At 72.2% G+C, this 24,370-nt stretch carries 22 protein-coding genes and 1 pseudogene; 12 read left to right on the forward strand and 11 right to left on the reverse strand.

From position 1 onward, the window contains the following. Positions 1-25: 25 nt before the first annotated feature. The 6 genes and pseudogenes from ACFIF2_RS12475 to ACFIF2_RS12500 form a co-directional block, all read left to right on the forward strand. A pseudogene (locus tag ACFIF2_RS12475) lies at positions 26-1,072 on the forward strand (polysaccharide lyase family 1 protein); the annotation flags it as partial. Positions 1,073-1,150: 78 nt separating this feature from the next. Further along, a complete protein-coding gene (locus ACFIF2_RS12480) occupies positions 1,151-2,515 on the forward strand; it encodes an ABC transporter substrate-binding protein (protein WP_395572655.1) in 1,365 nt (454 codons plus the stop codon). A gap of 126 nt (positions 2,516-2,641) precedes the next feature. Further along, positions 2,642-3,442 carry a rhamnogalacturonan acetylesterase gene (locus ACFIF2_RS12485; RefSeq protein ID WP_395572656.1) on the forward strand — a complete coding sequence of 267 codons (801 nt, stop codon included), beginning with the start codon at positions 2,642-2,644 and terminating at the stop codon, positions 3,440-3,442. Positions 3,443-3,478: 36 nt separating this feature from the next. Continuing rightward, on the forward strand, positions 3,479-4,813 hold the full coding sequence (locus tag ACFIF2_RS12490; RefSeq protein WP_395572657.1) for a polysaccharide lyase family 1 protein: 1,335 nt from the start codon (positions 3,479-3,481) through the stop codon (positions 4,811-4,813). A gap of 88 nt (positions 4,814-4,901) precedes the next feature. Further along, positions 4,902-6,041, forward strand: a complete 1,140-nt coding sequence (locus ACFIF2_RS12495; RefSeq protein WP_395572658.1) for a pectinesterase family protein — start codon at positions 4,902-4,904, stop codon at positions 6,039-6,041. Continuing rightward, entirely contained in the window at positions 6,025-7,137 is a 1,113-nt protein-coding gene (locus tag ACFIF2_RS12500) for a dienelactone hydrolase family protein (RefSeq protein ID WP_395572659.1), read from the forward strand. Before ACFIF2_RS12495 ends, ACFIF2_RS12500 begins: the two co-directional genes overlap by 17 nt. A 168-nt stretch (positions 7,138-7,305) precedes the next feature. Here the strand turns inward: ACFIF2_RS12500 and ACFIF2_RS12505 are convergent, their stop codons facing one another. The 6 genes from ACFIF2_RS12505 to ACFIF2_RS12530 all read right to left on the reverse strand — a co-directional run bounded on the left by ACFIF2_RS12505 (position 7,306) and on the right by ACFIF2_RS12530 (position 12,617). Beyond that, a complete protein-coding gene (locus ACFIF2_RS12505) occupies positions 7,306-8,139 on the reverse strand; it encodes a pectate lyase (RefSeq protein ID WP_395572660.1) in 834 nt (277 codons plus the stop codon). An 85-nt stretch (positions 8,140-8,224) separates the two neighbouring features. Further along, complete coding sequence (locus ACFIF2_RS12510; protein ID WP_395572661.1) at positions 8,225-9,115, reverse strand: hypothetical protein; 891 nt, start codon at positions 9,113-9,115, stop codon at positions 8,225-8,227. Next, positions 9,112-9,678: a SigE family RNA polymerase sigma factor gene (locus ACFIF2_RS12515; protein WP_395572662.1), complete on the reverse strand. Its 567-nt coding sequence runs from the start codon at positions 9,676-9,678 to the stop codon at positions 9,112-9,114. The genes ACFIF2_RS12510 and ACFIF2_RS12515 overlap by 4 nt, the downstream gene beginning before the upstream one ends. A gap of 140 nt (positions 9,679-9,818) precedes the next feature. Next, positions 9,819-11,270, reverse strand: a complete 1,452-nt coding sequence (locus ACFIF2_RS12520; protein WP_395572663.1) for a peptidoglycan D,D-transpeptidase FtsI family protein — start codon at positions 11,268-11,270, stop codon at positions 9,819-9,821. 99 nt (positions 11,271-11,369) lie between these two features. Then, positions 11,370-11,840: a GNAT family N-acetyltransferase gene (locus ACFIF2_RS12525; protein WP_395572664.1), complete on the reverse strand. Its 471-nt coding sequence runs from the start codon at positions 11,838-11,840 to the stop codon at positions 11,370-11,372. A gap of 3 nt (positions 11,841-11,843) precedes the next feature. Next, positions 11,844-12,617 carry an IclR family transcriptional regulator gene (locus tag ACFIF2_RS12530; protein ID WP_217162798.1) on the reverse strand — a complete coding sequence of 258 codons (774 nt, stop codon included), beginning with the start codon at positions 12,615-12,617 and terminating at the stop codon, positions 11,844-11,846. Positions 12,618-12,730: 113 nt separating this feature from the next. Between ACFIF2_RS12530 and ACFIF2_RS12535 the strand changes: the two genes are divergently transcribed. The 4 genes from ACFIF2_RS12535 (at position 12,731) to ACFIF2_RS12550 (ending at position 16,886) form a co-directional block, all read left to right on the forward strand. Beyond that, positions 12,731-14,260: an aldehyde dehydrogenase (NADP(+)) gene (locus tag ACFIF2_RS12535; protein ID WP_395572665.1), complete on the forward strand. Its 1,530-nt coding sequence runs from the start codon at positions 12,731-12,733 to the stop codon at positions 14,258-14,260. Between the two features lie 59 nt (positions 14,261-14,319). Next, positions 14,320-14,928: a DUF1349 domain-containing protein gene (locus ACFIF2_RS12540; RefSeq protein ID WP_395572666.1), complete on the forward strand. Its 609-nt coding sequence runs from the start codon at positions 14,320-14,322 to the stop codon at positions 14,926-14,928. Between the two features lie 90 nt (positions 14,929-15,018). Continuing rightward, on the forward strand, positions 15,019-15,732 hold the full coding sequence (locus tag ACFIF2_RS12545) for a DsbA family oxidoreductase (RefSeq protein ID WP_395572667.1): 714 nt from the start codon (positions 15,019-15,021) through the stop codon (positions 15,730-15,732). Positions 15,733-15,791: 59 nt separating this feature from the next. Next, the gene (locus tag ACFIF2_RS12550; RefSeq protein WP_395572668.1) at positions 15,792-16,886 is read left to right on the forward strand and encodes an aminotransferase class V-fold PLP-dependent enzyme; all 1,095 of its coding nucleotides are present in this window, start codon (positions 15,792-15,794) and stop codon (positions 16,884-16,886) included. A 127-nt stretch (positions 16,887-17,013) separates the two neighbouring features. Here ACFIF2_RS12550 and thpD read toward each other — a convergent pair whose 3' ends face one another. The 5 genes from thpD to ACFIF2_RS12575 form a co-directional block, all read right to left on the reverse strand. Continuing rightward, positions 17,014-17,913 carry an ectoine hydroxylase gene (gene thpD, locus ACFIF2_RS12555; protein ID WP_395572669.1) on the reverse strand — a complete coding sequence of 300 codons (900 nt, stop codon included), beginning with the start codon at positions 17,911-17,913 and terminating at the stop codon, positions 17,014-17,016. 6 nt (positions 17,914-17,919) lie between these two features. After that, entirely contained in the window at positions 17,920-18,318 is a 399-nt protein-coding gene (locus ACFIF2_RS12560; RefSeq protein ID WP_043374438.1) for an ectoine synthase, read from the reverse strand. An 89-nt stretch (positions 18,319-18,407) separates the two neighbouring features. After that, positions 18,408-19,679, reverse strand: coding sequence for a diaminobutyrate--2-oxoglutarate transaminase (gene ectB / locus ACFIF2_RS12565; protein WP_395572670.1), 1,272 nt, complete (start codon positions 19,677-19,679; stop codon positions 18,408-18,410). 106 nt (positions 19,680-19,785) lie between these two features. After that, entirely contained in the window at positions 19,786-20,304 is a 519-nt protein-coding gene (gene ectA, locus ACFIF2_RS12570) for a diaminobutyrate acetyltransferase (RefSeq protein ID WP_395572671.1), read from the reverse strand. 327 nt (positions 20,305-20,631) lie between these two features. Continuing rightward, a complete protein-coding gene (locus tag ACFIF2_RS12575; protein ID WP_395572672.1) occupies positions 20,632-21,762 on the reverse strand; it encodes a pyridoxal-phosphate-dependent aminotransferase family protein in 1,131 nt (376 codons plus the stop codon). Positions 21,763-22,038: 276 nt separating this feature from the next. Between ACFIF2_RS12575 and ACFIF2_RS12580 the strand changes: the two genes are divergently transcribed. Then, positions 22,039-23,130 (forward strand): amidohydrolase family protein, encoded by a 1,092-nt coding sequence (locus tag ACFIF2_RS12580; protein WP_395572673.1) that lies wholly within the window; start codon positions 22,039-22,041, stop codon positions 23,128-23,130. A 186-nt stretch (positions 23,131-23,316) separates the two neighbouring features. Then, entirely contained in the window at positions 23,317-24,261 is a 945-nt protein-coding gene (locus ACFIF2_RS12585) for an SCO1860 family LAETG-anchored protein (RefSeq protein WP_395572674.1), read from the forward strand. The last annotated feature ends 109 nt before the right edge of the window (positions 24,262-24,370 follow it).

Below are 24,370 nucleotides of genomic sequence, written 5' to 3' on the forward strand. Positions count from 1 at the left end.
ACCCGTACGCCTGTTGGGAGCCGCAATGACGCACTTCCGTAGCAAGCGAGTGCCGGGAGCCGGCAGAGCGGCGGCCGCCGCCCTCGGCCTGGTCGCCGCCCTGGTCCTCGGGACGGCCGGAGAGGCACAGGCCGCCGCCCCGGCCCACGAGGCGGGGGCGGCCCGCCCCGTCGACCGGCCGCACGGTTTCGCCTCCCTCGCCGGCGGCACCACCGGCGGCGCGGGCGGCGAGGTCGTCACCGTCTCCGACCAGGCCGCGCTGGCGAAGTACGCGGCGGCGAAGGAGCCGTACGTCATCCGGGTGGCGGGCTCCATCGCCGTCACGCCCTTCGGCTCGGACATCGTGGTCGGCTCCGACAAGACGATCATCGGCGTCGGCGGCACCGGCGAGATCGTCCACGGCGAGCTGCACCTGAACCCCGGCACGCACAACGTGATCATCCGCAACCTGACGATCCGCGACAGCTACGTCGAGGGCGACTGGGACGGCAAGACCAGCGACTTCGACGCGATCCAGATGGACTCCGTCCACCACGTCTGGATCGACCACAACCGCCTCACGCACATGGGCGACGGACTGCTCGACGTCCGCAAGGACAGCGAGTACATCACCGTCTCCTACAACCGGTTCGAGAACCACAACAAGGCGCTCGGCATCGGCTGGACGGACAACGTCCGCACCCAGATCACCATCGACCACAACTGGTTCACCGGCACCAAGCAGCGCAACCCGTCCGCCGACAACTGCGCCTACGCGCACCTGTACAACAACTACGTCTCCGCCCAGGTGGCCGACGGCGACCCGACGTGGACGTACGGGAACTGGGCGCGGGGCGCGACGCGGATGGTCATCGAGAACAGCTACTACGACGGGGTCCAGCACCCCTACCAGGCGGACGCCGGCGCGGAACTCGTGCAGCGCGGATCGATCCTGAAGAACACGACCGGCCGGCACGACGCGTGGGGCGACGCCTTCGAACCGGGCGACTTCTACGACTACCGGCTGGACCCCGCGGCCGCCGTACCGGCGCTGGTCAAGCGCTTCTCCGGGCCGCAGAAGCACCTCGGCACCCCCTGACCCCCCCACGTGTTCAGCCCGTTCACCGCACCGTTCAACCCTGAGTTGGATCCAGAAGAAGAGAGCCGACCAATGAAGATCAGCATGCGCAGCAGCAGAAGCACAGGCAGGCGCCGGACCTCCGCCGCCGTCGCCCTCGGGGCGGTGCTCGCGCTGACCGCCACCGCCTGCGGTGACGACGGCAGCGGGGCGGGCGGCGACAAGGGCGCCGACGGCAGCGGCAAGGGGAAGATCGTCTTCTGGGACAACAACGGCGGTATCCGTACGGCCGTCTGGAAGGAGATCATCGCCGACTTCGAGAAGGCGAACCCGGACATCGACGTGGAGTACGTCGGGATCGCCGCCACCGAGTACCAGTCCAAGGTCGACACCGCCATCCAGGGCGGCGGCCTGCCGGACGTCGGCGGTGTCGGCGCGGCGATGCTCGCGGGCTTCTCGGCCCAGGGCGCGCTGGAGCCGCTGGACAACCGGCTCACCGGGTCGTCCCTGAACGGCAGGGTCAACAAGGACATGATCGAGTCGCTGCGGGCGGCCGGCGGCGGTGACGGACGGCTGTACTCGGTGCCGACCTCGGCCAACAACGGCGTCCTCTACTACCGCACCGACCTGTTCGACAAGGCGGGCCTGGAGCCGCCCACGACCTGGGACGCCTTCTACAAGGCCGCCGAGAAGCTCACGAACACGGGCAAGAACGAGTTCGGCTACACCATCCGCGGCGGCTCCGGCTCCATCGCCCAGGCGCTCGACGCGATGTACGGGCAGTCCGGCATCACCTCCTTCTGGGACGCCGGCAAGGAGAAGACCACCGTCAACGACCCCAAGAACGTCGAGGCGCTGGAGAAGTACGCGGCCCTCTACAAGAAGGCCACGCCGGCCGCCGACGTCAACAACGACTTCGCCAAGATGGTCGCCCAGTGGGACTCCGGCACGATCGGCATGCTCAACCACAACCTGGGCTCCTACCAGGACCACGTGAAGGCGCTGGGGCTCGAGAAGTTCCGCGGCATCCCGCAGCCGGTCGGCGCCACCGGCAAGCGGGTCCAGGTGTCCAACCCGGTCGACGGGCTCGGCATCTTCAAGAGCTCCAAGAACAAGGACGCCGCCTGGAAGTTCGTCGAGTTCGCCACCTCGCACGAGCAGAACTCGAAGTTCAACGAGTCCGCGGGCCAGGTGCCGTCCAACACCGAGGCCGCCAAGGACGCGTGGATCCAGAAGGCCGAGCCGACGAAGCTGGCGGCCGAGGCCCTGAACGACGGCTCCACGACCATCGTCCAGCTGCCGTACTACCTGCCGGACTGGAACACGATCTCCAAGGCGGACAACGAGCCGAACCTGCAGAAGGTGCTGCTCGGGAAGATGAGCGCGAAGTCGTTCCTGGACACGGTGGCCGAGCAGCTGAACGAGGCGCAGGCCGAGTGGAACGAGCAGAAGGGCTGACCGCCCGGAGCTGAGAATCGCCGTGGGGCGGCCTGTGGTGTGCAGGCCGCGGGCCGTCCCCGGCTGGGCGCGCAGTTCCCCGCGCCCCTGGTTGACCCACTCACCTCTCTTGAAAGGTGCGCCAGCGTGTCCATGACCCGAAGACAGGTCACTTCGGCTGCCCTCGCCTCCATTCCTCTCGTAGCCTCCACCACCGGCATCGCCCAAGCCGGCGGAAGTCGGACCCGCACCCTCCACATCGCCGGCGACTCCACCGCCGCGCCGAAGTACGCCGACGCCGCGCCCGAGACCGGGTGGGGGATGGCGCTGCCCTTCTTCCTCCGCAAGGGACTCGGCGTCGCCAACCACGCCGTGAACGGGCGCAGTTCCAAGAGCTTCGTCGACGAAGGGCGGCTGGACGCCGTACTGGACGCGATCCGGCCGGGCGACTTCCTGCTCGTCCAGTTCGCGCACAACGACGAGAAGAAGGAGGACCCCGCCCGCTACACCGAGCCCTGGACGACGTACCAGGAGCACCTGCGGCTCTACGTCGACGGCGCCCGGGCCCGCGGGGCGCGGCCGGTGCTGGCCACGCCCGTCGAGCGGCGCCGGTGCGACGCGGCCGGCACCGCCCTGCCGAGCCACGGGGAGTACCCGGCGGCGATGCGGGCGCTCGCGCGGGAGGAGGGCGTGGCGCTGCTCGACGTACAGGCGCTGTCGCTCGCGCTGTGGCAGCGGCTGGGCACGGAGGGCACCAAGGCGTACTTCAACTGGACCGCCACCGAGCAGGACAACACCCACTTCAACCCGCCCGGCGCGATCGCCGTCGCCCGGCTCGTCGCGCGGGAGCTGCTGCGCACGCGGGTGCTGGCCCACCGGGACGTGCGCCGGCTGGACGAGGAGATCCCCGGGTCCTGGATCGACTGGCCGGAGCCGGCCACCGCGTAAGAACCCTCCGACCTCCGAGAAAGGGAGAGCCGCACCATGAACCCACTGAGATGGCATGGGCATGCCATGAGAAGAGTCACCGTGCTGACCGGCTGCACCGCCCTCGTGCTGACCCTGACCGGCACCACCGCGCAGGCCGGCCACCCCGACCACCACCCGCGCGACACCGCCCGGCAGACGCTGCCGGCCGACGACGGCTGGGCCGCGCACGGCACCGGTACGACCGGCGGGGCCGCCGCCGACGCGGAGCGCGTGTACACCGTCTCCACCTGGGCCGAGTTCAAGGCCGCCCTCGCGGTGGAAGGCACCGCGCCCCGCATCGTCAAGGTCAAGGGCCTGATCGACGCCGTCTCCCAGGGCTGCGACGCCTTCGCCGAACCCGGCTACGACTTCGACGCCTACCTGGAGAAGTACGCGCCCGAGACGTGGGGCCGCGAGACCGACCTGAGCGCCGAGCCCGACGACAGCCCCGAAGGACTGCGCCGCGCCTCGGCCGCCCGGCAGGACCAGGCCATCAAGGCGAACGTCCCGGCGAACACCACCATCATCGGCGTCGGCCGGAACGCCGGCCTCAAGGGCGCCAGCCTCCAGATCAAGGGCGTCGATAACGTCATCGTCCGCAACCTGACCTTCGAGAGCCCCGTCGACTGCTTCCCGCAGTGGGACCCGACGGACGGCGCCCAGGGCAACTGGAACTCCGAGTACGACAGTGCCGTCGTGTACGGCTCCACCCACGTGTGGCTGGACCACAACACCTTCACCGACGGCGAGCACCCCGACAGCGCGGCACCCACGTACTTCGGCATGCTCTACCAGCAGCACGACGGCCAGCTCGACATCGTGCGCGGCGCCGACCACGTCACCGCCTCCTGGAACGTCTTCACCGAGCACGACAAGACGATCCTGATCGGCAACAGCGACAGCGAGTCCACCGCCGCCGGCGATCGCGGGCACCTGAGGACGACCTTCCACCACAACCTGTTCAAGAACCTCGTCGAGCGCGCGCCCCGGGTGCGGTTCGGACAGGTGGACGTCTACAACAACCACTTCGTGGCCGGCGAGGACTACTCCTACAGCTTCGGCGTCGGCAAGGAGTCCCAGCTGGTCGTCGAGCACAACGCCTTCACGCTGCCGGCCGGCGTCAGCCCCGCCAAGGTGCTGAAGCGGTGGAACGACGCGCCGCTCACCGCCGCGCACAACCGCGTCAACGGCCGGCCCGCCGACCTGATCGCCGCGCACAACGCGGCGAACCCGGCCACGCCCCTGCGCTCCGGCGCGGGCTGGACGCCCACCCTGCGCGGCAAGGTCCTCCCGGCCTGGGCGGTCCCCTTCGTCGTCGATCACGGCGCGGGCGCCGGCCGCCTGCGCTGACGCCGCCCCCCCCGAACGAGGGCCGGGGCGCCCGCACCGCCCCGGCCCTCCTGCCTCGCACCCGCCCGCCCTCCGAAGGAGCATCCGCATGCACCGACCCGCCTTGTCCCGCAGGGGCTTCCTCCTGACGACCGCGGGCGCGGGCGCCGCCCTCGGCCTCGCCGCCGGCCCGGCCGCCGCGACCGTCCGGCCGCACCCGCACCCGCACCCGCGTCCGTTCGGCCGGTACGGCTCACCGGCCGACCGCCGCACCCCGGCGACCCTGTACGTCGACCCGCACGGGCGCGGCGACTTCACCTCCGTCCAGGCCGCCGTGACCGCCGCCCCGGGCAGCGGCTGGACGCTGGTCCTGGCTCCCGGCACCTACCGCGAGACGGTCTCCGTGGACGCCGACCGCACCGACGCCACCTGGATCGGCGCCTCCGGGGACCCGCGCGACGTCGTCATCGTGTACGACAACGCGGCCGGCACCCCCAGGCCCGACGGTTCCGGCACCTACGGCACCAGCGGCTCCGCCACCACCACCGTGCGGGCCGACGGCTTCACCGCCCGCGGGATCACCTTCGCCAACGACTGGCTGCGCGCCGACCATCCCGGCGTCACCGGCACCCAGGCCGTCGCCATCAAGGTCCAGGGCGACCGCTCGGCGTTCCACCACTGCCGCTTCCTCGGCCACCAGGACACCCTCTACGCCGACACCCGCGACCTCGGCCACTTCGCCCGCCAGTACTACGCCCACTGCCACGTCGAGGGCGACGTCGACTTCGTCTTCGGCCGGGCCACGGCCGTGTACGAGGACTGCCACTTCCGTACCCTGCTCCGCACCGACCTGGCCGGCGCCCCCCACGGGTTCGTGTTCGCGCCGTCCACCGCGGGCGCCAGTCCGCGCGGCTACCTGGTGACGCGCGGCAGGGTCAGCAGCGAGGCTCCCGACGGCTACTACAAGCTGGCCCGCCCCTGGGTGCCCAGCTCCGACACCACCGCCCGCCCGATGCTCACCGTGCGCGAGACCCACCTCGGCGCGGGCATCGACGCGGTGGCGCCGTACGCGAACATGCGGGACGCCTTCCCCTGGCAGGAGCAGCGGTTCCGGGAGTACCGCAACACCGGCCCCGGAGCCGCGGTCACCGTGCCGGCCAACCGGCCGCAGCTGACCCGCGCCGAGGCCGCCGCGCACACCCGGGAGGCGTACCTCGGCGACTGGCGGCCGTATGCCCGCCGGCGCTGACCCGCGCGACGGCCCGCCCGGCGCCCCGCCGGACGCCCTGCCCGGCTTCCACCCGGCGCTCAAGGAGGAGCTGACCTTCCCGCTCGCCTGGGGCACCGCACCGGTGGACGACTTCGGGGCGTGGCGGCGGGCGGCCCGCGCCAAGGTCGAGGAGCACCTCCTCGTCGACCGGCAGGACGACACCCCGTACGCCCCGGAGTACACCGCCCGCAGCGACGGCGACGGGTACACGCGGGAGCTGGTCACCCTCTCCCTCACCCGCTACGGAAGGGTCCGCGGCGCCCTGCTTACCCCGCACGGCGCCGGGCCCTTCCCGGCCGTCCTGTTCCTGCACGACCACGGCTCCCGCTTCGACATCGGCAAGGAGAAGGCGGTCCGGCCCTGGTACGACGAGACCCGGCTCGCCGCCGCCGTCGACTGGGCCGACCGGCACTTCGACGGCCGCTTCCCGGGCGACGAGCTGGCCCGGCTCGGGTACGTGGTCCTCTGCGTGGACGCCCTGGGCTGGGGAGACCGCGAACCCCTCACCTACGAGCGGCAGCAGGCCCTCGCGAGCAACCTCTTCCACCTCGGCAGCTCCCTCGCCGGCCTGCTCGCCCGCGAGGACCAGCGCGCCGCCGGCTTCCTGGCCGGGCTCGACCGCGTGGACGCCCGGCGGATCGCGGCCGTCGGCTTCTCCATGGGCGGCTACCGCGCCTGGCAGACCGCCGCCCTCAGCGACGACGTCGCCGCCGCGGTGAGCGTGTGCTGGATGACCGGCCTGAAGGACATGCTGGTGCCCGGCAACAACAGCCTGCGCGGACAGTCGGCGTTCCACATGCTGCACCCCGGGCTCGCCCGCCACCTCGACCTGCCCGACGTGGCGAGCATCGCCGCGCCCCGGCCGATGCTGTTCCTCGGCGGTGCCGAGGACCCGCTGTTCACCGCCGAGGGTGTGCGCACCGCCCATGCGAGGCTGCGCGCCGTCTGGGACTCGCGGGGCGCCGGCGACCGGCTGCGCACCGAGACCTGGCCGGGCGTCGGGCACGCGTTCCCGCGCCGGATGCAGGAGGCGGCCTTCGCGTGGCTGGAGTCGGTCATCGGCGCACCGGCCTGAGCGGCTCCGGGGCCGTGCGGGGAACACCCCCGCCGGTCGTCACCGGCGGGGGCGTCCGAAGGGCCGCCCGAGTAGGGGCTCGGACGGCGCGCACCGGCCCGGGGGGCGGGCCGGTGGTCCTGGCGGGGCTGGACGCCTACCTGGCTGACGGCTACCGGTTGCTGACGGCTACTGGTAGCTGATGTCCGAGGCCTTGAAGTCGCAGGTCTTGCCGTACGGGCCGACCGGTGACAGCTTCTTCGGCTCCTTGCCGCTGCTGTTGCCCTCGTAGCGGGCGCAGGTCTCGATCTTCTTCTTGCCGTCGCCGTGGACGCGGATCCTGCGCAGGGCGGCGGTGTCGCCGTAGTTCTGGTTGACGCCGACGATCGACTTGCCGGGCGCGGTGAGGTCCACGTCGTCGATGATGATCGTGCGCTGGTACTGCTTGCCGCAGTTGCCGCAGGAGCGCACCAGCTTGCCGAAGTTCTCGACCTGGAACTCGGTGACGACGAGCTTGCCCGCGCCGTTGAACTGGAGCACCTTGTCGTCGGCGTTCCGCGCGCCGCCGCCGTGCACCGTGTAGACGGCGGAGGGCGAGGTGCCCTTGAAGCTGGCGGCGTCCTCGCCGACGTCCAGCCACCACACGTTCCGCAGCGTGCAGGAGCCCTTGCAGTGGACGCCGTCGGCGGCCGGGGTGCCGATGATCACGTTCTTCAGCGTGGCGCCGTCGGCCAGTTCGAAGACGGGGTCCTGGCCCTCGTCCTGGCTGTCGCCGCCCAGGGCGCCGGTGCCGTAGAACTTCTTCATCCCGCCGTCGTAGGTCCCCTTGACCGGGATCGTCGACGAGACGGGCTTGCCGCCGGTGTCCTCGGGCCAGGACGAGGCGGCACCCGCGGTGGACAGCATCGTGGTGGTGACGACGGCAGCCCCGGTGAGGCCGAAGGCAGCGGTACCGGCGATCACCGCCCGGCGCCTGGTGACCCGGCGGCGGTGGCGGACGCGCTGTTCAGCTCGTGCAGTCATGCCCATGTTCCTTGCGTGGGGAGGAGACGTTGCGCTTCCTGGTCGCCACCGGCGGGAGAAGGGTTGCCGCGTCTTCGCGGTTTTCTCAGGAACCACCGTCACGGGGTGCGAAGTCGCCCCGCACGGCCGCCTGTCCGGACGCGGCCGAGGCCGTCGCCGCGTAGCGGTCGCCCTGCGCGTCCCGGCCTCCGCGGTCGTGATCGTACTGGCCGGCGAACATCCACTCGCCCGCCGGGACCGTACGGCCCTCCTTCAGCGTCCACCGGTACACCAGGAAGCCGTCCCGCTCCCGCACCGTCGAGGTGAAGTCGCCCTCCGGCAGGGACCGCCACGCGCCGGTCGAGGTGACGCCGCCGGTCTGCGCCACCCGCAGCTCCACGGTGAGCGCGGTGAGGGGCTCCCGGGTCCTCAGGGTGACGTTGCTCTGCGCCCAGAAGTCGTTGCTGTGCGGGTCGACCGAGCCGTCCGACCACAGCGGGCCGTCCGCCACGGCCGAGGCGGGCGGCCGTTCGGACGCGGCCCCGGTCGAGGACGCGGCCGGCGGCCGGGAGGACGCGGAGGAGTCCGGGGACCGCGTCGCGGGCGGGTCGCTCGGCGTCGGGCCGGCCGGGGGCGGGGCGGTGGCGGCGTCCGAGGGCCGCGGGGACCGCGGGGAACGAGAGGACTCCGGGGACGGCGTGGGGGTCGGCGAGGTGGCTACCGAACGCTGCGGGGGAGCGTCGTCCTTGACCGCGGACGCGACCGCGTAGCCACCGACCGCGAGGACACCGGCCACCGCGGCCGTCGCCCCGGCCACCCGCGCCCAGCCCAGCAGCGGCGGACGCGTCGCCCGGTGATGCCCGGGGCCGCCCCGCTCCTGGCCCGCCATCCCGCGCTCGACCCGGGCCAGGATGCGCGCCCGGTCGGGTTCGTGCGCCCCCGCCGCCTCGTGCAGCCGGGCGCGCAGCTCCTCGTCCCGGTCCCGCTGCCCGGTCATCGGTTCCTTCCCGCGGCCTCGCCGCTGCGCGCGATCGCCGCGTGCACCCGCGTCGCCGCCGCCCCTGTGCCGAGCAACCGCTGCAGTTCGGCCATTCCCTTCGACGTCTGGCTCTTCACCGTACCCACCGAGACGCCCAGGGCGAGCGCCGTGTCCTTCTCGGAGAGGTCGAACGCGTGCCGCAGCACCACGCACGCCCGCTTGCGGAACGGCAGCCGGCGCAGCGCCTCCCGCACGTCCACCACCCCCGCGACGTCCGGGTTCTCCGTCCTCTCCTCGCGCTGCGACCAGAACAGGGCGACCCGTCTGCGCTCGCGTACGGCGCTGCGGACGCGGGTGCGGGCGAGGTTGGCGACGACACCGCGCGCGTACGCGGCCGGGTGGTCGGCGGCGCGGACCCGGTCCCAGCGGTGCCACAGGGCCAGCAGGGCGTCCGCCGCGAGGTCGTCGGCGGCGTCCGGTTCGCCGGTCAGCAGGTGGGCGAGCCGGGCGAGTTCGGCGTAATGGCGCTCGAAGAAGGCGTGGAACTCCACGGAGGCGGCGTCGTCGACGACTGTCCCCACGGGCGGACTCTCCTCGCAGCGGCTTCCCCGGCGTCGAACAGCCGTGCGCCGGGCCGGAGTCCGGAACTGTAGCAGCGTCCGACGCACCGCTCGTGCGGTGCGTCGAACGCCGTGTGGCAGACCGAACCGGCCGTGGAGGGTCAGCCCTTGAGCGCCGCCTCCATGATCGCCTTGGCCACCGGGGCCGCCAGGCCGTTGCCGCTGACCTCGGAACGGGCCGCGTCGGACTGCTCGATGATGACCGCCACGGCGACCTCCTCGTCCGACGAGTCGGACTTGGCGTACGAGGTGAACCAGGCGTACGGCGTCTTGCTGTTGTTCTCGCCGTGCTGGGCCGTGCCCGTCTTGCCGCCCACGGTCGCGCCGGGGATCTGCGCGTTCGACCCCGTGCCCTCCTCGACGACGGTCCGCATCGCCGACTGCAGCTGCGCGGCCGTCCCGGAGGAGACGATCCGCTTCGTGTCCGGATCGGTGTGGTCCTCCAGCACGTCGCCGCCGCTGTCGGTGACCTGCGACACCATGTGCGGGGAGACCAGTTCGCCGCCGTTGGCGATCGCCGCCGAGACCATCGCCATCTGCAGCGGGGTCGCCGTCACGTCGAACTGGCCGATGCCCGTCAGGGCCGTCGAGGAGCTGTTCATGTCCTTCGGGTACACGCTGGTGTACGCCCGGACCGGCACGTCCTGCGACTCGTCGTTGAAGCCGAACCTCTCCGCCATGGCGCGCAGCTCGTCCTGGCCGAGGTCGACGGCCATCTTCGCGAACACGTTGTTGCACGAGTACTGGAGCGCGGTGCGGATCGTGGCGTTCTCGCAGGGCGCGTTCGGGTTCTCGTTGGACAGGTCGGTCGTGGTGCCCGGCAGCCGGTACGGGTCCGGGCTGTCGGTCTTCTCGTCCACCGACCCGTACAGCCCGTTCTCCAGCGCGGCGGCCGCCACGACCAGCTTGAACGTGGAGCCCGGGGGCAGCGGCTGGCGCAGCGCGCGGTTGGTCAGCGGCTTGTCCGGGTCCTTCGTGAGCCTCTCCCACGCCTCACCGGCGGTGTTCGCGTCGGTCAGGGACGTCGGGTCGTACGACGGGGTCGACACGACCGACAGGATCCTGCCCGTCCTCGGGTCGATCGCGACCGCGGCGCCCTTCGTGTCGCCCAGTGCCTCGAACCCGGCCTTCTGTACGTCCGGGTCGATGGTCGTGACCACGTTGCCGGGCTCGGCCCGGGTGCCGGTGATCGTGTCCATCACCGTCTTGAGCCGTGGGTCGGTGCCGTTGAGGACGTCCTGGTAGATGCCCTCCAGCTGCGTCGGCGCGTACGCCTGTGAGGCGTAGCCCGTCACCGCCGAGTACAGCTCTCCGTTCTCGTACGTGCGTTTGTGGGCGAGGTCACCTCCGGTCGGTGCCGAGCCGGTGATCGACCGGCCGGCCACGATGATGTTCCCGAGCGGCTCCGCGTACGTCTCGATCGCGTTGCGCCGGTTGGCCTTGTCGTCCGCGAGCGCCCGGCCCTCGTAGAACTGCACCCAGGTCGCCCTGACCAGCAGAGCGAACACCAGGAGCAGCGTGAAGACCGAGGCGCGCCTGATCGTCTTGTTCATCCCGCTGGAGGGACGAACGGGCGGAGGCGAATCGTTCCGTCCGCCCCGTTTTCTCATCGTCCGTTCATGTGGCCGGGCTCCCGGGCCCGGGACCCCGGGTCAGTCCGCGAGGTGCAGGACGACCTCGTCGATCACCTCGCCGCGGGCCGGGGCGAACCCCCGGGCGTGCGCGCTCCTGACGAAGCCGCACTTCTCCAGCACGCGTACCGAACCCGTGTTGTCCGCCGCCGCCCGCGCGTACAGCGGGCGGTCCGTCACCTCGGCCAGCAGGCACCGCAGCGCCGCCGTGGCCACGCCCTTGCCCCAGTACGCCCGGTCGACCCAGTAGGTCACCTCACGCTCGCCCGGGTCCCCGTAGACCGCCGCGCTGCCGACCACGTCACCGTCGCCGAGGATGGTCCGCACGACGTCGCGCGACCCGCGGATCTTGTGCCAGTGCGTCGCGAACGCGTCCCAGTCGGCGGGATCGGGCGGGGTGAAGGCCGCCATGCGCAGGGCCTCCGGGTCGTTCATCTGCCGGAAGAAGACGGGCAGATCGCTGTCGTGGACCTCGCGCAGTGCGATGTGCATGGCTCAGAGCCTACGCGTGGCCAGCGTCAGCCGGTCCCGCGCGTCGAACAGCGCGTCCTTCACCATCTGCTCGTGCGCGGGCGTCAGCCGCGCCACCGGCACCGAGCAGCTGATCGCGTCCCGCGCGGGGGTGCGGTAGGGCACCGCCACGCCGAAGCAGCGCAGGCCCAGCGTGTTCTCCTCGCGGTCCACGGCGAAGCCCTGCTCCCGCACCTGGTGCAGCTCCTCGATGAGCTTCTCCCGGTCGGTGATGGTGTGCTCGGTCAGCGCGGGCAGCGTCTCGGGCAGCATCTTGCGGACCTGCTCGTCGGTGTACGTGCTCAGCAGCGCCTTGCCCAGCGACGTCGAGTGCGCGGGCAGCCGGCGGCCGACCCGGGTGAAGGGCCGCAGGTAGTGCTGCGACTGGCGGGTGGCCAGGTAGACCACGTTCGTGCCGTCCAGCCGCGCGAGGTGGATGGTCTCCGTGGTGTCGTCGGAGAGCCGGTCCAGCGTCGGCCGCGCCGCCGCGACCACCTCGTCGCCGTCGATGTACGACGTGCCGACCAGCAGCGCCCGTACGCCGATGCCGTACCGCGTGCCGGTCGCGTCGGTCTCCACCCAGCCCAGCTCCACCAGCGTGCGCAGCAGCATGTAGAGGCTGGACTTGGGGTAGCCGACGGCCTCCTGGACCGACGCGAGGGAGTGCATACCGGGGCGTCCGGCGAAGTACTCGAGCAGTTCAACCGTCCGCACCGCGGACTTGACCTGCGCTCCGCCCCCCGTCTCGACAGCCGACATCGCCCTTGACCCCTTCGTTCGACGGGAAATAGTCTCCGACAGCATATTCATCAGTAGAGACAGCGTTCAGTATATCGAACGAGTTGCAGGTACAGCACGTGAAGGGACCCGCGGTGGCAGCAGCACCAGTCTGGAGTGTCGACCCCCGTACCGGGAAGCAGCGTGAGCAGGTCGCGGTGGAGGCCACGGCCCAGGAGGTGGACGCCGCCGTCCGCGCCGCGCACGCCGCCCGGGACGCCCTCGCCGACCGCGCCGTCCGCGCGGCCTTCCTGCGCACGGCCGCCGACGAGCTGAAGGCCGCCGAGAGCACCCTCGTCGAGGTGGCCGACGCGGAGACCGCGCTCGGCCCGGTCCGGCTCACCGGCGAACTCGCCCGCACCTGCTACCAGCTGCGGGCCTTCGCCGACATCGTCGACGAGGGCGAGTTCCTCGGGGTCGTCGTCAACCACCCCGACGACACCGCGACCCCGCCGATCCCGGACCTGCGCCGCTACAAGGTGCCGCTCGGCGTCGTCGCCGTCTACTCGGCCTCCAACTTCCCCTTCGCCTTCTCCGTCCCCGGCGGCGACACCGCGAGCGCCCTCGCCGCCGGCTGCCCGGTCGTCGTCAAGTCCCACCCCGACCACCCGGGCCTGTCCGAGCTGGTCGCCAAGGTGCTGCGCGGGGCCGCCGCCCGGCACGGCCTGCCCGACGGCGTCCTCGGCCTGGTGCACGGCTTCGAGGCCGGCATCGAGCTGATCAAGCACCCGCTGGTGGCCGCGGCGGGCTTCACCGGCTCCGTCCGCGGCGGCCGCGCGCTGTTCGACGCGGCGGCGGCCCGCCCGGTCCCGATCCCCTTCCACGGCGAGCTGGGCTCGCTGAACCCGGTCGTCGTCACCGAGGCGGCGGCGGCCGAGCGGGCGGCGGACATCGGCGCGGGTCTCGCCGGTTCGATGACGCTGGGCGTAGGCCAGTTCTGCGTGAAGCCCGGCCTGGTCCTGGTGCCGGCCGGCGCCGCCGGTGACGGCCTGGTCAAGTCGCTCACGGACGCCGTCAGCGACACCGACGCCGGGGTGCTGCTCGACCACCGCATGCGGGACAACTTCGTCGCCGGGGTCGCCGAGCGGGCGGCGCTGCCCGACGTGGATTCCCCGGTGACACCGGGCTCGGGCGGCGAGCACACCGTGAGCCCCGGGTTCCTGACCGTGCCGGCCGGACGGCTGGCGGCGCGGGGCGAGCACGACCTGCTCCTGGAGGAGTGCTTCGGGCCGGTCACCGTGGTGGCCCGCTACGAGGACGAGGCCGAGGTGCGCGGGGTGCTGTCCCGGCTGCCGGGGAACCTCACGGCGACCGTGCAGCTCTCCGCCGAGGAGGCCGCCGGGGAGGGGGCCGGGGCCGAGCTGCTCGCCGAGGTGACGCCGCTCGCGGGGCGCGTGCTGGTCAACGGCTGGCCGACGGGTGTCGCCGTCGCGGCGGCCCAGCACCACGGGGGGCCGTACCCGGCCACGACGTCGACGTCCACCTCGGTGGGCGGCACGGCGATCGAGCGGTGGCTGCGGCCGGTCGCCTACCAGGGGGTGCCCGAGGCGCTGCTGCCGCCCGAGCTGCGGGACGACAACCCGCTGGGGCTGCCGCGGCGGTTCAACGGGGTGCTGGAGCGCTGACGCCGAGCGGGTGCGCCGGAGGGGTACGGGCGCGTCCGCCGGGCTGAGAGGATCACTTCATGCTGCTCGAACTTCCCGAACTGCCCTTCCCCCTGCGCCCCTACGGGCCCGACGGGAACTGGTCCTACGCCGACGGCGTGCTCACCGGGACGGCCGGGCCCCGGCAGGACCGCTTCGTGCCGCCCACCGGGGACGTGCTGGAGCCCGCCTCCGACGCGCCCCGGCTGCTGGGGGCGCCCGAGGGGGACTTCCAGCTGATCGCCCGCGTGACGGTCGGGTTCAACGGCGCCTTCGACGCCGGGGTCCTCTACGTCCACGTCGGCGACCGGGCCTGGGCCAAGCTGTGCCTGGAGTACTCCCCCGACGTGCCCACCGTCTGCACGGTGGTCACCCGGGGGCACTCCGACGACTGCAACTCCTTCACCGTGGACGGTGACGCGGTGTGGCTGCGGGTCAGCCGCGCCGGACGGGCCTTCGCCTTCCACGCCTCCCTCGACGGCGAGCGCTGGACCTTCGTCCGGCTGTTCACCCTGGGCGATGAGGAGGAGACCGGAGCGGCCCTGGTCGGCTTCCTCGCCCAGGCGCCCACGGGGGAGGGCTGCGTCGTGACGTACGACCGCCTGGAGTTCCGGCCCTGCTGGCCGGCCGACCTGCGCGACGGCAGCTGACGCCACCGGGGAATGGGACCGGCTGGTTGAATGTTCACGTACCGGGCGGAGAGGTCCTCCGTCCGGTACGACCTGGAGAAGAGCCGAGACATGCGCGTCGAGATCTGGAGCGACATCGCCTGCCCCTGGTGCTACGTGGGCAAGGCCCGCTTCGAGAAGGCGCTCGCCGCCTTCGAGCACCGGGACGGCGTCGAGGTGGTCCACCGGTCCTTCGAGCTGGACCCGGGGCGGGCCAAGGACGACGTCCAGCCCGTGCTGACGATGCTCACTGCCAAGTACGGCATGAGCGAGGCGCAGGCACGGGCCGGCGAGGACAATCTGGGCGCGCAGGCCGCCGCCGAGGGGCTGGAGTACCGCACCCGGGACCGGGACCACGGCAGCACCTTCGACATGCACCGGCTGCTGCACCTCGCCAGGGAGCGGGGACGGCAGGAGGCGCTCCTCGACGCGCTCTACCGGGCCAACTTCGCCGAGGAGCGGTCCGTCTTCAACGACGACCAGCGGCTCGTGGAACTGGCCGTCGCCGCCGGCCTTGACGCGGACGCCGCCCGCGCGGTGCTCGCCGACCCCACCGCCTACGCCGACGAGGTGCGCGCCGACGAGCGCGAGGCCGCGCGGTTCGGGGCCACGGGCGTGCCGTTCTTCGTGCTCGACCGGAAGTACGGCGTGTCCGGCGCCCAGCCCGCCGAGGTCTTCGCCCGGGCGCTGACGCAGGCGTGGGGCGAGCGCGCGCCGCTGAAGCTGATCGACGACGGGGGCGCCGAGGCGTGCGGCCCGGACGGGTGCGCGGTGCCCGGCCGCTGAGGCGGCGGGCCGGGGCGCTCGCATAAGCGTTCCTTGGAGGTACCGCGCAGGAATACGCGATGGACGGGCAGATCCCGGAGCCGCACAGTGGTTCCATGGAGAGCTTCGAGAACGTCGTCCGTACCGAGTTCGCCCCGAAGACCACGTACCTCAACACCGCCAGCACCGGTCTGCTGCCCGCCCGGACCCTCGTCGCCATGCGCGACGCGGCGGCGTCCGCGGCGGCCGGGCAGCCGTCCGACATGTTCGCCGACGTCGAGGCGTCCCGGTCCGCCTTCGCCCGGATCGCGGGAGTGCCCGCCACCCGGGTCGCGGCCGGCGCGTCGGTGGCCACGTACAGCGGGCTCGTCGCCGCCTCGCTGCCTCCGGGCGCCGAAGTGCTCACCGCCGAGGCCGACTTCAGCTCCCTGGTGAACCCGCTCCACATGCGGGGCGACCTGAAGGTGCGCGCCGTGCCGCTGGAGCGGATCGCCGAGTCGGTGGGACCGGACACCGCGCTCGTCGCGGTCAGCGCCGTCCAGTCCGCCGACGGCCGGATCGCCGACCTCGCGGCGCTGCGGGACGCCGCCCGGGCGCACGGCGCGCGGACACTGATCGACGCGTCCCAGTCGAACGGGTGGCTGCCGCTGGACGCCGGCGACTTCGACTTCGTGGCCGCCGTCGCCTACAAGTGGGTGCTCTGCCCGCGAGGCGTCGCCTTCCTCGTCGTACCGGAGGACCTGGGGGAGGCGGCCGGGCTGACGCCGCTGTTCGCCGGGTGGGCGTCGGGGGAGCACCCCTGGGACAGCTGCTACGGCCCCGTCGAGGAACTCGCGCACTCCGCGCGGCGGTTCGACGAGAGCCCCGCGCTGTTCTCCTACACCGGCGCCCGGCACTCCCTGGCCCTGATCGAGAAACTCGGCGTGGACGCGGTGCACGCCCATGACACCGCCCTCGCCGACCGGTTCCGGGCGGGGCTCGGCTCCCTGGGCCACGAGCCGGTGCCCGCGCCGGGTTCCGCCATCGTGTCCGTGCCCGGACTCGGACACCGCCAGGAGGAGCTGGGCCGGGCGGGGATCCAGGTCTCCGACCGGGCGGGAAACCTGCGGGCCGCCTTCCACGTGTACAACACGGCGGCGGACGTGGACCGGCTGCTGGACGTGCTGGCGGGCTGAGGCGGCGGGCCCGGGAGAAAAAACCGGGCAGGGGCGAAACCGGGCAGGGGCCTCCCGTCCCACACGAAAAGGCCCCTGCCCGAGATCAGACGCGGGTCACTTCACCGGGGTGAAGCCCCGCCGCGGGTCACTTCACCGGCGTGAAGTCCCGCGCGCCGATGAACTCCGGCCGACGGATCGGTGCCGCGAACGGCTCGACGGCCGTGTTCTCCACGCTGTTGAACACGATGAACACGTTGCTGCGCGGGAACGGCGTGATGTTGTCGCCCGACCCGTGCATGCAGTTGCAGTCGAACCAGGTCGCCGAACCGGCCTTGCCGGTGAACAGCTTGATGCCGTACTCCGACGCCATCTTCGTCAGCGCCTCGTCGGACGGCGTGCCCGCGTCCTGCATCTGCAGGGACTTCTTGTAGTTGTCCTTCGGCGTGGCCCCCGCGCACCCGAGGAACGTCTTGTGCGACCCCGGCATGATCATGAGACCGCCGTTGGTGTCGTAGTTCTCCGTGAGCGCGATCGACACCGAGATCGTCCGCATGTTCGGCAGGCCGTCCTCGGCGTGCCAGGTCTCGAAGTCCGAGTGCCAGTAGAAGCCGCTCGCGCCGAAGCCCGGCTTGACGTTGATCCGCGACTGGTGGACGTAGACGTCCGAGCCGAGGATCTGCCGGGCGCGTCCGACCACCCGCTCGTCGCGCACCAGATTCGCGAAGACCTCGCTGATCTTGTGCACCTCGAAGACGGACCGGATCTCCTTGGACTGGGGCTCGACGATCGAGCGCTCGTCCGCGCGGATGGCCGGGTCGGTGACGAGCCGCTCCAGCTCCCGCTGGTAGACGGCGACCTCGTCCGGACCGATGAGCTGGTCGATGGCGAGGAAGCCGTCGCGGTCCAGGGCCTGGAGGTCACCGGCCGAGACGGGGCCGGGCGTGTCCGGGGAGCCCCAGACGACCGGGTCCTGCCGGGGGGTGGCCACCTCGGTGGCGCCGCGGGTGGGATAGAGATCGGTGACGTTCGTGGTCGTGATGGTCACGGTGACTCACACCTCCTCGGTGAGCAGCGGGTAGACGCCGTTCTCGTCGTGATCCTCCCGTCCGGTCACGGGCGGGTTGAAGACGCAGATGCAGTGGAAGTCCTCCTTGACCTTGAGCGTGTGCCGCTCGTGGCCGTTGAGGAGGTACATCGTCCCCGGCGTGATGTGGTACGTCTTCCCGGTCTCGCGGTCGGTCAACTCGGCGTCGCCCTTGGTGCAGACGACGGCCTCGATGTGGTTCGCGTACCACATGGACGTCTCCGTACCCGCGTACAGGATCGTCTCGTGGACGGAGAAGCCGACCTTCTCCTTCGCGAGGACGATGCGCTTGCTCTCCCAGGTGCCGGACGCCGACTTCACGTGCCGGTCGGTGCCTTCGATCTCCTTGAACGAACGGACGATCACGGTGTTGCGATGCCTCCTAGGTGAAGGGTGTGCAAGGGTCCCCGGCGCCCTCGGCCGCGCGGGCCGAAGGCGCCGGAAGTACGGGAGGGTCAGGCGGTCTCGCGCACGGCCCGGGCGAGGGTCTTCATGCCCTCGTCCAGCTCGTCGGGCGTGATGGTGAGCGCCGGGAGCAGCTTGACGACCTCGCTCTCGGGGCCGGACGTCTCGATGAGCAGGCCCAGTTCGAAGGCGCGCTTGGCGACCCGGCCGGCGCGCTCCTTGTCGTGGAACTCCAGACCCCAGACCAGGCCGCGGCCGCGGTACTCCTTGATGTCGGCGAGGTTCTCCTCGGTGATGGCGATCATGTGCTGCTCGACCTGCTCGCCGCGGGTGCGGGTCTGCTTCTCCATCGCCGACCCGTCGGCCCAGTACGCCTCCAGCGCGGCGGTCGCCGTGACGAAGGCGGGGTTGTTGCCGCGGAAGGTGCCGTTGTGCTCGCCGGGCTCCCAGATGTCCAGCTCGGGCTTGAACAGGCACAGCGACATGGGCAGGCCGTAGCCGCTGATCGACTTGGACACGGTGACGATGTCCGGCGTGATGCCCGCCTCCTCGAAGGAGAAGAAGGCGCCGGTACGGCCGCAGCCCATCTGGATGTCGTCGACGATGAGCAGCATGTCCTGGCGCTCGCACAGCTCGCTCAGGGCACGCAGCCACTCGGCGCGGGCGACGTTGATGCCGCCCTCGCCCTGCACGGTCTCGACGATCACGGCGGCCGGCTTGTTCAGACCGGAGCCCTGGTCCTCGAGCAGCCGCTCGAACCACAGGAAGTCCTCGACGGCGCCGTCGAAGTAGTTGTCGAACGGCATCGGCGTGCCGTGCACCAGCGGGATGCCCGCGCCGGCCCGCTTGAAGGCGTTGCCGGTCACCGCGAGGGAGCCCAGGGACATGCCGTGGAAGGCGTTGGTGAACGACACGATCGACTCGCGTCCCTTCACCTTCCGCGCGAGCTTCAGCGCGGACTCCACGGCGTTGGTACCCGTCGGGCCCGGGAACATGACCTTGTACGGCAGGTCACGCGGACGCAGGACGAGGTTCTGGAACGTCTCCAGGAAGCGGCGCTTGGCGGTGGTCGACATGTCGAGCCCGTGCGTGACGCCGTCCCGCTCCAGGTAGTCGATGAGCGCGCGTTTCAGGACGGCGTTGTTGTGCCCGTAGTTGAGTGAGCCCGCTCCCGCGAAGAAGTCGAGGTACTCGTGGCCGTCCTCGTCGTACATGCGGCTGCCGAGCGCACGGTCGAAGACGGTGGGCCAGCCGCGGCAGTAGCTGCGCACCTCGGACTCGACGGTCTCGAAGACACTGAGGTCGGGCTGGGTGATGGTCACGACGAAATCGCTCCTCGTGGGGTGAGGGTGGGAGAGGAAGGTCGTACGGATCCGGGGGACCGGTGCGGTCCCGGCCGGGAAGTCTGGGGGAGCCGGACGGCGGGGGTCAGGCGCGGGCCGGGTCGGTGAGGGGGCCTATGCGGTACAGGACCTCGGGCTCGTGCGGCCCGTCGGGGAACTCGTCCGTGTCGAAGAGGACTTCGCGCTCCAGCGTGGCGCCATGGCGCTCGGCGAACGAGGTGAACAGCCGCTGGGAGGCGGTGTTGTCGGGGGAGATGGTGGTCTCCAGGGTCGTCGTCCCGCACTCCGTGAGAGTCCGGGCGGCGAGTCCGTCGAGCATCGACGCCGCGAGCCTTCGACCACGGTAAGCCTCGTCCACCGCCACCTGCCACACGAGCAGCGTGTCCGGCTGGTCGGGCCGCACATAGCCGGTCACGAAGCCGACCGGCACGCCGTGCCCGTCGCGGGCGACGGCCGAGGTCGCCGCGAAGTCACGGCACCAGAGCAGATAGCTGTAGGACGAGTTCACGTCGAGGACCTTCGAGTCCTTGGCTATCCGCCACAGGGTGGCCCCGTCGGCCACTCTCGGACGATCGATTTGCAGGTCTGCTTGCGCGGCAGTCATGCAAATGAAATTACCCAGCGAAATTCGAAATTGCATCGCCGGACGGGGTTACGTGTGGACGCGTCGTGTGATATCACGCGGGCGCGTGCCACCGCGCGAGGTGGCGACACTTTGGGGGGTTTTGACCCGGATGAAAGTCGCGAATCGGTCAGCATGTGTAACGGGTCACAATCATGTAACCTGTGCGACGCGTGTCCGAAATGCCGGTCTCGAACTTATCGAAATCTTAGCGTTTAGGCCCGGGGAAAGCGGGCAGAAGAACACGGATGGCTGTACTCCGAAGAATTGCCGAATTCGCTTTTGATGACTTCGGCAAATTCATAGAATTCACGCCTGGGAAAGGCCCTCGCCGGTCCGTGTCCCCCAGGAGGACTCGACGGTGCGCCGGGCCGCCCCCAGGTCGGCCCCGACCCCTGCTCCGGCCAGCGCGGCACCCAGTGCCGCCAGGCAGCCCTGCACGGCGCCGCGCGTCGCGTGGGGACCGTAGTGGTTGACCCGGATCATCTCCTGGGCCAGCGCGCCCCCGCCCGCGGCCAGCGGCAGCGCCGGGTCGGACTCCAGGGCCCGCGCCACCAGCGCGGACGCGTCGAGGTCCGAGGGCACCCGGAGTGTCGTCGCGACCGGCGCGGCGTCCCTCGCCTCGTACACGTACGGCTCCAGGCCGCCGCCCAGCGCGAGCGCGCCGGCCCGGGTGGCCGCCGCGGCCGAGGCGTGCCGCGCCATCACCGTCTCGGGGCCCGCCGCCTCCAGGCGCTCCACGCACGCCTCCAGCGCCAGCATCTCCAGCTGCGCCGGCGCGTGCGGCAGCGCCTTGCGGCCGGCGTCGGTCCAGCGCTCCTTCCAGTCCAGCAGGGAGAGGTAGGACCGGCGCGGAGCGTTCGGGTTCGCCGCCATCCGCGCCCACGCCCGCTCGCTCACCGACACCGCCGACACCCCGGCCGGGCCGCCCATCGCCTTCTGCGCGCCGATGACGCACAGGTCCACGCCCCACGCGTCCGGCAGCACCGGCTCGGCACCGACCGAGGCCACGGCGTCCAGGTAGAACAGCGCGCCGTGCGCCCGCACCACCTCGCCGATCTCCGCGACCGGGTTGGTGTTCCCGGTCGCCGCCTCGGCGTGCACCAGCGACACGAAGTCGATCTCCGGGTGCTCGGCGAGGGCCGCGCGGACCTGCTCGGCGGAGACGGCCGTGTGGAACGGCACGGAGAGGTCGTGCACGGTGGCGCCGCAGTCCCGCAGCCAGTTCCCGAACGTCTGCCCGTACGGCCCCGTGATGACGTTCAGCGCGACGGTGCCCGGCCCGGCGGCGGAGCGGATGGCGCCCTCCAGCGGCAGCAGCGCCTCGCCCTGCGTGATCACGACGTCCTGGCGGGTGCCGAGCAGACGGGCGACCCGGTCCTCGATCGCGGCGAAGCGGCCGGCGGTCAGGGGGGCGAGGTCCAGGAAGGGATGGGTCACGGTGGTGCTCTCTTCGTTCACGGGCAGGTGTACGGGCGCGTACGGAGTCGAGAGTAACCACGGCCCGTGCCGCCACTCGCGCCGGAGGGCTTCCGTTGCGACACCCCCACGCCCGGAATCGTGGCTTCCGCCACGGTCGCGGTGCTCGCCGGGCGCGCCCTTCCGCGCCGTCGCGGCCGGTTGCGTGAGCGGGATCCGCGCCCGCGCGGCAGCACGCGGCGGCGGCCGGTGACCGGGCCTTCGAACGGGCCCGGGGCCCGGTCTAAGGTGCGGTGCATGAGCGATCGCGCGGTGCTGCACGTGAAGGGTCGGGTGCTCGTCGGGCCTGAGGAGGTCCGCGACGAGGTGTGGGTGATCGACGGACGGATCTCGTACGACCGTCCCGCCGGCGCCGCCGACGTCCGCACCGTCGAGGGCTGGGCGCTGCCCGGCCTGGTCGACGCCCACTGCCACGTCGGCCTCGACCAGCACGGCGCCGTCCCCGAGGAGGCCGCGGAGAAGCAGGCGCTGACCGACCGGGACGCGGGCACGCTCCTCATCCGCGACGCCGGTTCGCCCTCCGACACCCGCTGGATCGACGACCGCGAGGACCTCCCCCGGATCATCCGGGCCGGCCGGCACATCGCCCGCACCCGCCGCTACATCCGGGGCTACGCCTGGGAGGTCGAGCCCGACGACCTCGCCGCCTACGTCGCCCAGGAGGCCCGGCGCGGCGACGGCTGGGTGAAGCTGGTCGGCGACTGGATCGACCGCGACCTCGGCGACCTGTCCGCCTGCTGGCCGCGCGGCGCCGTCGAGGCCGCGATCGCCGAGGCCCACCGGCTGGGCGCCCGCGTCACCGCGCACTGCTTCGCCGAGGACTCCCTGCGCGACCTGGTCGAGGCCGGCATCGACTGCGTCGAGCACGCCACGGGCCTGACCGACGACACGATCCCGCTCTTCGCCGAGCGGGGCGTCGCGATCGTGCCCACCCTGGTCAACATCGCCACGTTCCCCGCGCTCGCCGCCGGGGGAGAGTCCCGCTTCCCGCGCTGGTCGGCCCATATGCGCCGGCTCCACGAACGCCGCTACGACACCGTGCGCAGCGCCTACGACGCCGGCGTCCCGGTCTTCGTCGGCACCGACGCGGGCGGCTCGCTGGCCCACGGCCTGGCGGCCGCGGAGGTCGCCGAGCTGGTCACCGCCGGCCTCCCGCCCGTCGAGGCGCTCGCCGCGACGACCTGGGCCGCCCGGAAGTGGCTGGGGCGGCCCGGCCTGGACGAGGGCGCGCCGGCGGACCTGGTGGTGTTCGACGAGGACCCGCGCGCGGACGTGCGCGTGCTCGCCGCTCCGCGCCGGGTGGTGCTGCGCGGGCGGGTCGTCGGGTAGCCGACCGGAGTGACGCCGGGGAACACCTGTGCCGTGAGAATCGAAAAGGTTCACCAAAACCCCACGAAGGGGTGAAGTGCCCTGACTTCGCTGACGGTTCGGCGCGCGCGGGGCCATTCTTTCCGGGTCCCAAGCATGTCGCTCATGCGTGTCCCGCACGCATGTCTCACTGGGGGTCCCACCACCTTGAACGGCAACACCTTCCGCATGCCCGCACGCCGCCTCGTCACCGTCGCGGCGGCCACGGCCCTGACCGCCGGCCCGGCGGCCCTGGCCGGCGCGGGCACCGCCCACGCGACCGGCGACCACGGTCGCGCGAGCGCCACCGTGCTGCGCACCGGCCTCGACGTGTCCCTGCTCAACAAGACCGTGAACGTCCCGCTCGCGGTCACCCTCAACGAGGTGCACGCACCCGAGAGCGCGCGGAAGACGGCGCTGACGGTCCGGTTGGACGGCGTCGACGGGGGCAGGCCGTTCAGCGTCCTGCGCGCCGACGTGGCCGACGCCGAGGCGACGGCGACCGCGGCGAAGAGCGAGGGGCGCACCGACCTCGCCCGCGCCAGGGTCCACGTCCCCGGCCTCCCGCTGCTCTCGGTGATCGAGGTCGAGAAGGTCACCTCCGTGGCGACCTGCGAGGCCGGGAAGCAGCCGGTCGCCGACGCGAACCTGCTGGGCGCGGTGACGGTCCTCGGCAAGAAGGTCACGCTGACCACCGGCGGCACGACGGAGGTCGAGGTGCCCGGCGTCGGCGAGGTGCGGCTCGACCTCTCGAAGACGGAGACGACCTCCCGCACGGCCGCCGCCACCGCGCTCGAACTCGAGGTGTCCGTCAACCCCCTCGACCTGAACGTCGCCGAGGTCGACGGCACCGTGACCCTGGCGAAGGCGACCTGCGAGTCCCCGGCCGCCCCCGAGGCCGAGCCGGCGCAGCCCCCGGCGAAGGCCGAGGAGCCCGCGGCCGAGCGGGAAGCCGAGCCCGCCGCCGAGGTCGAGCCCCAGGGCGCCCGGGCCGAGGCCGACCTGGCGGAGACGGGCGGCAGCTCGGCGACCCCGTACCTCGCGGCCGGCGCGGCCACCCTGGTCCTGGCGGGCGGCGGCACCCTCCTCCTGACCCGCCGCAAGCGCGGCTGACCACCACAGGGGGGACGGGGGCGGCCTGTCGCGCGGGGGCGCGGGAGCGTGACGCGGCGGGGCCGCGCGCGAGCCCGGGGCGGGGGCCGACGGGGGCCGGGGGGTGAGG

Origin of the sequence: Streptomyces sp. BK79, assembly GCF_044142145.1 — a bacterium.
GTDB lineage: Bacteria > Actinomycetota > Actinomycetes > Streptomycetales > Streptomycetaceae > Streptomyces.